Origin of the sequence: Nostoc sp., from assembly GCF_036917515.1 — a bacterium.
GTDB lineage: Bacteria > Cyanobacteriota > Cyanobacteriia > Cyanobacteriales > Nostocaceae > Nostoc.
On sequence record NZ_JBALDE010000044.1, the window covers coordinates 1 to 11,404 of the forward strand.

Consider the following 11,404-nt stretch of genomic DNA (forward strand, 5'->3'; position numbering starts at 1 on the left):
GCTGAAGTATTCAATTCGATTATTACTTCATTACTTGAAGTACGGGAAAATACCCGTGTTAACCTGATTCATCCCGCACTTATGCAACGCCCAAAATCAATATTACCTAACTGGTCACGGCGAAGAATGATTCAAACTGTTGGGTTTGCGGGTGCTGGGTTGGGTTTGGTAATTGTAGTACCTCGCATCTGGCGGTCTGATTCAGGCGTTTCTTCCAATATCTTAAAAAGCTTTCCATTTGAAACGGTGACTGTCAATGCACAGGGAAATATCACCAATCGCCGTAAAGAGGAAGCAAAATATTTTGAAGAAGACTTAGGGAATGGTGTCACCCTGGAAATGGTACAGATACCAGGAGGAACTTTTATGATGGGTTCACCGGAAGGGGAAGCAGAGAGAGATAAAGATGAAAGTCCACAGCATCAGGTAAAAGTACCTGGGTTATTCATGGGTAAATATGAAATCACCCAGGCGCAGTATCAAGCAATCATGAATAAGAATCCTTCCAACTTTAAAGGTGAGAAACGAGCTGTAGAACCTGTAAAACAGGTGAGTTGGGATGATGCAGTAGAATTTTGTAAAAAATTGAGCCAAAAGACAGGAAAAACCTATCGACTACCTAGTGAAGCAGAGTGGGAGTATGCTTGTCGTGCTGGAACGAAAACCCCATTTTATTTTGGTGAAACGATTACCACAGATTTAGTTAACTACAACGGTGACTATCCCTATGGTTCTGCTCCAAAAGGTGAATTTCGTCAACAAACAACAAATGTAGGAAAATTTCCGCCTAACTCTTTCGGTTTATACGATATGCATGGTAATGTCTGGGAATGGTGTCAAGATGTATATAATGACAATTACCAAGGTGCGCCAAAAGATGGTAGTGCGTGGCTAACTGGTAAAGATGATAACACAAGGCTGCTGCGTGGCGGTAGTTGGATCCTCAATACCTGGAGTTGCCGTTCTGCCCTTCGCAATGGGCTTGCAGGCGCGAGTCGTAACCTCGATGTTGGTTTTCGCGTGGTGGCGGTGGCGTGAGTACTCTCCAAAGTCAGAGTTGATAAGTGGGAATTTATCGAGCATACACCAGGGAGTCCAGACCTGAACCAGCAAAGAAGGCAACAACCTCCGAATATCAAACCGAGTCGGATAGCTTGGTAGGTTGCAAAACCGAACAGTTGTTCGACTCAATCATTTTACGATATTCCCGACTTTTTCAAAAAGTAATTCGTAGGTTGGGTTTCACTTCGTTCAACCCAACATCAGCATTGGGTATTGTGATGGGTAATGTTGGGTTTCGTTTCTTAGATGTTGCGGTTGAAATGTTGGGTTTCGTTCCTCAACCCAACCTACAATTTAGGCGGTACTTACTCTTTGACGATATCAGAGTCAAAAACAATTTCTTGCCCAGCACCCCAGGTAATATCATACATACCCTGACGAACAGAACGATGAAAACTGGAATATTCCCAATCTTTTGGAGCTTTCAATAAACCATGTTTGACAGGATTGTAATGAATATATTCAAGGTGATTTTTAAAATCCATCTCGTCTCTAATCAAGTGTTCCCAAAAACGACGCTGCCAAATACCTCGCTCTTTTTTATTTTGCCTAGAGGTAGATAGGTTTTCTTGTAATAAAGTAATGCAATGGCGACTAAAATAGCTTTTGATCAAACGCCAACGAGTAGAAAAATTGCGATCGCCCTGTGGTAATGTCCAAATACAGTGCAGATGATCAGGTAATAAAACAAAGGCATCAATTATAAATGGGTGTTGATGCATTACAGACCAAAAAATCTTTCTCAATAAACATACGTTAGTAGGTAAGCATAATAGTCTTTGTCTTTTATATGTTACGAGTGTAAAAAAGTAAGTGCCACCTTCGATTGTGGCTTGGCGATATTGCATTATGTTAATTTTATGATGGTTAGATTTCTTGCTTTATACCAAAGTACTGCTTATAAAAAGTACCGTCAATTTATTTCTATTGATATGTGAGTTGAGAAATCAGCGAAGGTAAACTTAACAAACCAAAGTAGATGTTGGGTTTCGTTCCTCAACCCAACCTACAATTAAGATTTGGAGTTTGACAACATCCTTAGTCCATTTGCGATCGCACCTACTACATCCATCATCATTGGTGCGTAAGCGTAGCACATCATAGACATCGCGCCATTAATTAAAATCCTAAAATCTGGCTAATTCCAATATATAGTCCAGGTTAAGATTAAATATACTTGTGAAAAATATTGTATTTATATCAGAGCTATTAAAAAAATTAAAAGCTTTAGCTTTATATTAATTTTAATGGTGCGTTGACCCTTATGACAACGCACCCTTATCTAAAGAAGCGGCGAGTCCAAACAATTACTTCACTGATATCACTGTTTGGTTTACTACTGGACGTGGTTTTTTGCGGTCTGACCTGCGCGTTCCACCAGCCATCTCATACTCATCACTATTTTTGCCATAGCGAGATGCAACATTCAACAGCATCTGCTCAGAATAAGTATTTAACTCACGTTCTGCTTCTGTTAATGCATTGTGTGTCTTATCTACTATTGTTTGTGCTTGATTATAAGCGGCTAGCTTCTCTCGTAACTCAATTACTTTAGTGTTGTAAGTAGCAATTGAAAACCCATTACTAAAGTTTAACTCAGGGTTAATTGTCTGCATTCCTTCAATCCGTCGTTCAGCTTTGGTTAGTGCTATAGAGTTTCGTTTGCGTTGCGTCATATAGTTTTCCTGTTTAAATTAATTTATAAATAACCCCGAACTTATACACTGAGTTATTTATATATCATCAAAATACGCAATAAACAGATGCACTAGCTACAGTGAAGTTACAGAATTATAAAAGCATTGAATGGCATTAACCAACTAGATAGATGCGGGTATATTTGCTGAAATTCGTTGATAAAAGCCGCTTTAAAAGTCGCAAAAGCAGGTTTTGAAGTCACAAAAGCTGCTTTAGAAGTTGCAGAAGCAGGTTTTGAAGTCATAAAAGCTGCTTTAAAAGTCGCAAAAGCTGGTTTTGAAGTCGCAAAAGCTAGTTTTGAAGTCGCAAAAGCTGCTTTAAAAGTCGCAAAAGCTGGTTTGATGAAAGTTGTTCTAATAATTCCACGGGGTTATGGTGTACACACAAGTCTGAAATAACTGATTAACCAGGGTTTTACCCCACCCTAACCCTCCCCGTATGTATTGGGGAGGGAACAAGATTCTTTTTCCCCCCTTTCCAAGGGGGGATTAAGGGGGGTAATTCAACTTGTGTGTATACGGTTAACTTTTGACTTTTGACTTCCGCCTTGTAGTACTAAATATATTTGCAAAAGTGAGATACCTGCGTAGTAAACCAACAGTAAAAACAGCTACTCATCGCATCGGCTAGAGGGGAATGAAACGAAGCACACTAAAAATTTATTTTTATAACTGAAAATTTTATTTTATTTATGTGTTAAGTAGCTTTTAGGATGTTATCTGTATAATCTATCATTCAGTCTGAATTATCTAATGTATAATCTATCATTCAGTCTTATTGATTCTTGACCTCTATTACTTATTGATAGGTTGAAATTTGGGTATTAGGACATCTCTTTTTAAGACATAACATACCACTCACTTAGTCGTTATTTATTAACAAAATTTAAGAAGTTATGTAGGCATACTCTATCCTAGACATTACCTAAACTTGTGCTTCAAAAATCATGAGCCATTATATGAATAGTTAGCACGTTTACAACACTATCCAATGTCTCAAGACTTATTAAACTCCTTTCAAGAAGCATACAGCAATCTCGAACTGTTTCCGTTGATGGAACAGAACGAAATGGAAAGATTCAGAGTCGAATACGGTGATGATTTGATTGCAGACCTGAACCAATTAGTGGAAGATAGTCCTAATGGAGATGGCAAAATTGTCTTTACAGGACATCGAGGATGTGGTAAGTCTACTTTGTTAGCTGAGTTTAGCAGGCAAATTCAAGATGACTATTTTGTAGTTCTCTTTTCTATTGCCGATAAAATTGAAATGTCGGCAGTTAATCATATTAATATATTGTTTGCGATCGCAGTTAATTTAATGACCGAGGCAGAAGCACGCAAAGTTGATATTCCGCAATCTACTAAAGAAGCTCTTTATAAGTGGTTTGCTACCCGTACTCGCACTGAAGAATTAAATTTACAAGCAGAAGCTAGTATCGGTTTTGACCTTTTAAAGTTGATTAGCTCTAAATTAAAAGCTGATGCTAGCGTTCGGGATGAAATTAAGCAAGAATTTGAACGCAAGTTATCAGATTTAGTTGCCAGAATTAATGAAATTGCTGCTCTCATTCAAGCTGCTACTAAACAAAACGTTTTAGTAATTATTGATGATTTAGATAAACTTGATTTGGGCAGAGTTAACGAAATTTATCGAGATAACATTAAAGCTCTTTGTCAACCTAACTTTCAAATTATTTACACCATTCCGATCGCAGTCCTTCGAGAAACATTTATCAGCACAATAATTGCCACTGAAACCAACGATCAAGTTGTAGCAATGCCTGTATTAAAAATATTTGATAAAGGTAAAAATCGCTTCCCTAACGCTGAACCTCGCCCAGAAGCAACAAAGATTCTTGGTGAAGTTTTACAAAAGCGGATTCCCAGTGAATTAATTACGGCAGAAACGGCTGAAAAAATCGTAATTTACAGTGGTGGCGTATTGCGAGAGTTAATTCGGATTTCTAAAGAATGCTGCCGTATATGTTTACGAACGATTCGGCGAAATCCTTCAGCCGAAGTTATTATTGATGATAAAATTCTTCTGCAAGCAATCAATAAAATTCGCAATGATTTTTCCATCCGTTTAGGAAAGGTTGATATCGATATTTTGCAGAGTGTATACGAACAATTTATGCCCAACGACCCCAAACAAACAGAGTTTTTGGATTTGCTACACGGGCTGTATGTTCTAGAATATCGCACTGAGGAAACTTGGTACGATGTTCATCCAATTATTATCGAAAGCTTGAAAAGACAGGGAGCCATTAATGTTAAATGAAGAATTATTAGATGATCAAGGAGAAAATCAAGATGCTTATGATGATTTAATTGTTTCTATTGAAGCTCAAAAGCGGGGATTAAATTTACTGATTGCAGTTTGCGATGATGCTAGCTTTCGCAATCAGATTATTGCTCAGTATGAAGCTGAACTACAATCTGCCTTCGGTATATATCAAGTAACTTTAGCACGTCAGGAACCAAGCCTGAAAGCTGCTCTTAACCAACTAATACAACAAGAAGAATATCTCCGTCAGCAGAACCCGGCAGTAATTACTGTGACGGGTGCTGAACAATTGTATTTTCTCAGGTTGGGAAATGAGCAATCGGAACAGGAGAAATTTTTTGGTTACTTACAGTGGACAAGGGAAGGATTGCGCGAATTTCCATTTGCGATCATACTTTGGGTAACTAACCAAATTTTAGTCAATCTGATTAAAAAAGCCCCTGATTTTTGGAGTTGGCGTAACGGTGTATTTCGGTTTGAATCTAAAAAGACAAATGCTATTGCTGGTAAGGAACTAGAACATATAAGCTTTGTTTTTAGAGATACAGAATTAGCTAGCACAGATACTAATGAAAATAATCACTTTTTCTTACCCATCCAAGATTTACAAAGACTAATCGAGAAAGTAGAACAGGAACAGGGAACTAAAGATCCTACTTTGGCTACTTTATACTCAAGATTAGGCGATATTTACCACAGCAGATTAGATCGGGGTGAATCTCAAAATTATCAAGAAGAACAGGAATTAGCAATTAAATATTGGCGTCAGGCGAGTGAGCTACAAAATGAATTAGGTTTGCAGATAGATTTAGCTACTAGCCTCAACAATTTGGCAGGAATATATCGTGCAACGGGACACTACAGCGAAGCCGAACCCTTATATAAACAAGCTTTAGAACTGAGAAAACGCCTGTTAGGAGAAAATCATCCTTATTTTGCAATTAGCTTGAATAATTTGGCAGGACTCTATAAATCAACTGGACAATATAGTAAAGCAGAACTTCTATATCAAGAAGCTTTAGAACTGAGGAAGCGTTTGTGGGGAGAACACCATGCCGATGTCGCCGCCAGTCTGAACAATTTGGCATTACTATATGATGAACAAGGACGTTATGACGAAGCAGAACCTTTATATTTGCAATCATTAGAACTTGAAAAACGTCTATTGGGTGAAAATCATCTTTCTTTTGCTCTTATACTGAATAATTTAGCGCTACTTTATTATCATCAAGGACGTTACAGTGAAGCCGAACCGTTGTCGCAACAAGCAATAGAATTAGATAAGCGATTTTTGGGAGAAGAAAATCCTGATGTTGCAACAGATTTGCACAATTTAGGTTTAATATACCGCGCTCAAGGACGCTACAGTGAAGCCGAGTCTTTGTTTTTGGAATCGTTAGAACTCAAGCAGCGTGTATTACAAAAAGCGCATCCGCTATTAGCAGATACTATCTATGCTTTGGGCTATATGTACAGAGAGCAGGGGCGTTACAATGAAGCGGAACCCTTATGTATAAAAGCCTTAGAACTTGATAAGCACCTATTGGGAGAAAATCATCCCAATGTTGCTGAAAGTCTGAATAATCTGGCAGAAATTTATCGTGAAACTGGACGTTACGGTGAAGCAGAACCGCTTTATTTGCAGGCTTTAGATATTTGCGAACGAGTCAGGGGTGTTGAGCACCTTCGTTGTGTGGCTGTTCGGGAAAATTTAGAAAAACTTAGTGTAGCAATGCGGGAGAATTAAGGTGAGAAAATCTCATGCAGAGAGAAGTTTGAGCGGCGGCTTCCGCCGATTAAAACTTCTCCTATCGGAGACGCTACGCGAACAGTGGGCATACAGGTGCAGAGTAGAAAGATTGAGTTTTAAGACAGTCGCTAGAATCATTTGATTTTTAATTGGGTAGTGATCGCCTATTAAATAGTCATGCAAAATTAAATACAGCAGATTACAAGTTAATGAAGTACAAAAATACCCCTCCCTAACCCTCCCCGTATGTATTGGGGAGGGAACTAAATTGGGAATTTCCCCCCTTTACAAGGGGGGATTAAGGGGGGTAAAAGACGTTAGCAGCTTCCGCAATCCTCTAAATTACTTAAATTTGAGGTTTTTTAATAGAAATCAACAATTTTAGAGACGTTGCAATGCAACGTCTCTACATCTGGGTTATTGCATGAGAATTTGACGGATTAAAATGCTCATAACCTCATCTGGGTTATCGGTTGGTTGCAGTGGACTCCAGTCGCCAACACTGGCATAGCCAATTACCTGTAAATAAATAGTGGATTGTGCTGGTAACGGCTTTGGCAGAACCAATGAGTAGATGCTTTATCCGTTCCCTCTTAGGAAATGAACTCTCAGGCGATTGATTGCCGATGGGTGGACTGGAATCGTCGCCACGCAGATATTGTTCTAATTTTGACTGGGCGGAATTTTTCAATTGTGCCATTATTGTATTCATACTCCGATTTTGGGGTTTAGATAAGGGCGATCGCACACTTCTTTCCGGGATGAGGCGATCGCCTTTATCGATCTTGGGGTTTAGATAAGAGCGATCGCTGTCTTCTTTGCAGATTTTGGCAATCGCTTTTATCATATTTTTATTTTAAGGTATAAAATTATACTTGTTAATCATTATTTGCAGAATTTTTATTAATGATTCTCAAGTTTTAACGACAAGAAATTATGCATAATTTGAGTAAAATTATGCATAATTTCTGTAATATTAAATATCAGAAATTTGTTAATTGTTTAGTTTTTATTTGAGTAGCGATCGCTTTTTACCCAAGCTAAATTTGCACTATATAATCACGTTATCGGAAATTTGATCCTCAGCCATTGGAGTTTAAGAAGAAACACGAACGCTGCTTTATTTGGAAAAGAGCGATCGCTTATACTCACTCTTATCAACAAACTTTCGTCTACAAGTGCAAAATGGCAGAAGACTCGAAAGACCAAAACGCACCCTTGACGCTAGAAGGGTTTTGGAAAATCCTAGATTCAAAGCTTGTCAGTTTAGGAACGCCTGCGGCTTTGATTGCGGTTGCAGTTGATTTCGCACGCAAGTCTCAATGGAAAGAAGCTGGACTTTGCGTGGTAGGAGCGTTTGCTCTGTGGCTACTGATTCAGGTTGCTAATAAGCTTGCTCCACGCATCGATAAATTGCTGGACTGGATATTAAATAATGTTGAAAGAATATTTTTGGATTTGTGTGCAAAGGTAACTTCTGACTTTGAAGGCAAATACTACGAACGACTAAAGTTTGATTGTCGGGAATATGAAATTCGGGGAATTAATCGCGGAACTTTGCGACTGGAAAATCTTTTTGTTCCTTTGAAAATGGCACAGACATCTGCCCAAAAGGTTTCTCAGAATATTATTCAGTCTCGGCAGGTATTTGATCCGCTCAAACAGCAAGAAATTGGAGACATTCTTGTAAAGATGACGACGGAGGATATCAAGCAACGTCTGGTGATTTTGGGTGCGCCTGGTTCGGGAAAATCAACACTCCTCAGACATATCACTTTGTTATATGCCACACGCAAACAACGCCGATTACATCGAAAAATTCCGAAGCTAATTCCCGTTTTGCTGCTACTGCGAAATGTCTACCAAGATATTATCCAAGAACCACAGCCACCTCTAGCATCAGTGATTGAGAATGCCGTTAAGAAACTGCAATCTAGCCAACCTCTAGAACCACGTCAAGGTTGGTTTGCTAAACGGCTACGTCAAAATAAATGTTTGGTTATGCTTGATGGTTTTGATGAAATTGCTGATGATACTCAACGACAACAGGTGAGCCGATGGGTGAGTCAACAAATCAATGAATACCCTAATACTTCTTTTATTTTGACTTCACGCCCAGAGGGTTATAAAAAAGCACCATTGCAAGGTAATTTCCTGGAATTAGAAGTACAGTCATTTACTCGTGAACAACGCAATAAATTTATTCAAGACTGGTATAAGTTCCGCAAAAAAGAGGGAAATAACAACAAAGAAGACTTGGGAGTTCGAGATAGTGCCATTAAATCAGCTAATAATCTGATTGCTCAAATTGATACATCACCGTCTCTAAAAATGATGGCAACGAATCCCCTGTTACTAAATATGATTGCCATCACCCATGACAGTGAAGTTACTCTGTCTACAAAGCAAGTAGATTTATACAAAGATATTTGTCGGGTATTGTTAGAGGGACGACAACGAGCCAAAGGATTGTCTACATCTCCTACATCCCTTTCAGCCGATCAAAAACAAGTCGTTTTAAAGTCCTTAGCGCTGGAGTTAATGCAAAAAAATACCCAGGCATTTACTTTAGATGAAACTTCTACTCATGAAAAGACATTCAAGGAAGCTAAATCACTCATTCAAGAAAAGTTAGACAGATTTCCTAATCAAACCCTTTCACCAGAGGAATTTATCAAAAAAGACGATTTGGGTGTGCGGGAGTTGCTGAGTGAGAGAGAACAAGAGGGAATATATGAGTTTGCTCACAAAACTTTTCAAGAATATTTAGCTGCTGTGGAAATTGAGAAAACAAAGCAAGAAAAGATATTACAAGAAGCATTAGCAGACGATAAAAAATTTGCTTGGTGGAGAGAAACTATTCGCTTTTATGTCGCGCAAACTGATGCAACTCACTTAATTCAAGTTGCTCTGAATCATCCAACAATACCAGTGCTGACCCTTGTCTACCAATGTTGGCAAGGCAAAGAAGCCCAACAAATCGAGCGAGAAGTTCAACAGCAATTAAGAGCTAAATTAGAGCAAGGATTAGAGTCCGATAAGCTGGATGAATTTACCTTGGCGGCTGAGGTGAAGCTAGCTTACCGCCTCAGTCAACTGAATCAGGACTTGCAGACTTTAGACAGCTATTCTGAACAAAAAAGCCAAGCTTATGATAGCAGTTACATAACTAGTGCAGAATATCAACTGTTTTTGAATGAGACAACTTCCCCTAGTATTCTTGCAAATAAAAAACGAGCTAGCCAACCTGTAATTAATATTAGTTTTTGGGATACTAATCGTTTTTGTGCTTGGCTGAGTTTAAGAAGTCGCAAAGAGTTAGGTGAACCGGGAATCTGCTACAGACAAGCGACACACATAGACCGACAACAGCATCCCTGCGAGCAAGATAAAGAGTACGCTGATAAACGAGGAATTCGGCTCGTTCGGTTTCAAGTACCTACTGTTTACGAACAATTATCCTACTACTTAGCAACAGGTATGTGGGAAGAGGCTGATAAAGAAACCGATAGACTTATGCTTCAGGTAGCAGGACGAGAACAACAAGGCTACTTAGACTTGGATGACATTCGGCAATTTCCTTGTGAAGACTTGAGAACTATTGACCAACTCTGGCTACAGTACAGCAATGGACACTTTGGTTTTAGCGTTCAAAAAGAAATTTATCTGAGTGTCGGTGGAATACTGGAAGGAAATCAAGCAAATTCGCCTTTTAACAAGCTTCTGTTTCTCCCTCCTGTTAGATGGATTTATGCTCGTTTCGGTGGTAGAGTAATGGATGAAATCAAAAATTACGAAGCCTATATACGATTAAGCGATCGCGTGGGATGGAGAGTGAATGACAGGTGGTATTCCAAAATGATTTTTTCAAGTAGTGCCTCCAAAGGACACTTACCTATTTTTCGACAAGTAAAAATGACGACAACATTGGACAGGACTACGATGCGGACCGTGTATTACTCTTACAATCTCTTTTGTACTCTTCTCTCGCGTCCAGACTTGTAAACTGTAACATATAACGCTTTCGCAAGTTTGTAAACATTTATCACATCTCACTTTTCCACGCAATAATCAACGTTTCATCGATCCGATACCTGGCACTGTGGGCTGATAGCAGTTCGCCTGAATAAATTTTTCTGCCACCTCATGCACCTCCGTTATCAGTTACTAGTTATCAGTTATTAGAAATTCTAGTTTTCTTGAGGATTGAGAAAAGGATTTTTGATATCTCTTCGGCATTTTCATAGATACTGTTAAATGCTTTGTCATCAATATAACCTGTGTCTTTTAAAAGAGACAACCAATATTTAGTTTCAAGACATTCTTTGTAAGCAATAAAAATTTTCGCAGAAAATTCTGCTGGTGATATAGCTCCATTTGCTTCCGCAATATTAGCTCCAATTGATGTTCCACTTCTAATTAATTGTTTTGATAAAATAAATTCTTTTTTCTCTTGAGTCAAATATTTATAAGCATTTACAATCCTGATAGCAAACTTATACGCCTTCTCATATATAGCAACCGCCAGGTTGGTTAGGACACTAAACTCAGAACATACTCCATTGCCGCTCGCAAGGTAGGGAAGTACTCCAGTTGCTTGCGGAT

At 38.6% G+C, this 11,404-nt stretch carries 8 protein-coding genes and 1 pseudogene; 5 read left to right on the top strand and 4 right to left on the bottom strand.

Going from position 1 to position 11,404, the window contains the following annotated elements; all coding sequences use genetic code 11:
* A partial coding sequence (locus tag V7K89_RS05340; protein WP_335185033.1) for a formylglycine-generating enzyme family protein occupies nucleotides 1-1,038 on the top strand: 1,038 nt, incomplete at its 5' end.
* 329 nt (nucleotides 1,039-1,367) lie between these two features.
* Here the strand turns inward: V7K89_RS05340 and V7K89_RS05345 are convergent.
* Nucleotides 1,368-1,910, bottom strand: coding sequence for an REP-associated tyrosine transposase (locus V7K89_RS05345; RefSeq protein ID WP_335185035.1), 543 nt, complete (start codon nucleotides 1,908-1,910; stop codon nucleotides 1,368-1,370).
* A 459-nt stretch (nucleotides 1,911-2,369) separates the two neighbouring features.
* A complete protein-coding gene (locus V7K89_RS05350; protein ID WP_335185037.1) occupies nucleotides 2,370-2,738 on the bottom strand; it encodes a hypothetical protein in 369 nt (122 codons plus the stop codon).
* Nucleotides 2,739-2,915: 177 nt separating this feature from the next.
* Between V7K89_RS05350 and V7K89_RS05355 the strand changes: the two genes are divergently transcribed.
* The 3 genes from V7K89_RS05355 (at nucleotide 2,916) to V7K89_RS05365 (ending at nucleotide 6,796) form a co-directional block, all read left to right on the top strand.
* Nucleotides 2,916-3,158: a hypothetical protein gene (locus tag V7K89_RS05355; protein ID WP_335185039.1), complete on the top strand. Its 243-nt coding sequence runs from the start codon at nucleotides 2,916-2,918 to the stop codon at nucleotides 3,156-3,158.
* Nucleotides 3,159-3,750: 592 nt separating this feature from the next.
* A complete protein-coding gene (locus V7K89_RS05360; RefSeq protein ID WP_335185041.1) occupies nucleotides 3,751-5,043 on the top strand; it encodes an ATP-binding protein in 1,293 nt (430 codons plus the stop codon).
* Nucleotides 5,033-6,796, top strand: a complete 1,764-nt coding sequence (locus V7K89_RS05365) for a tetratricopeptide repeat protein (RefSeq protein WP_335185043.1) — start codon at nucleotides 5,033-5,035, stop codon at nucleotides 6,794-6,796. Before V7K89_RS05360 ends, V7K89_RS05365 begins: the two co-directional genes overlap by 11 nt.
* Nucleotides 6,797-7,216: 420 nt before the next feature.
* On the opposite strand, the pseudogene V7K89_RS05370 reads toward V7K89_RS05365, so the two are convergent.
* Nucleotides 7,217-7,499, bottom strand: a pseudogene (locus tag V7K89_RS05370) (hypothetical protein).
* Nucleotides 7,500-7,888: 389 nt separating this feature from the next.
* On the opposite strand from V7K89_RS05370, the gene V7K89_RS05375 reads away from it, so the two are divergent.
* Nucleotides 7,889-10,804 carry a GUN4 domain-containing protein gene (locus V7K89_RS05375; protein ID WP_335185045.1) on the top strand — a complete coding sequence of 972 codons (2,916 nt, stop codon included), beginning with the start codon at nucleotides 7,889-7,891 and terminating at the stop codon, nucleotides 10,802-10,804.
* 169 nt (nucleotides 10,805-10,973) lie between these two features.
* Here V7K89_RS05375 and V7K89_RS05380 read toward each other — a convergent pair.
* Nucleotides 10,974-11,404: four helix bundle protein (locus tag V7K89_RS05380; protein ID WP_335185047.1), on the bottom strand; the 431-nt coding region annotated here is incomplete at its 5' end.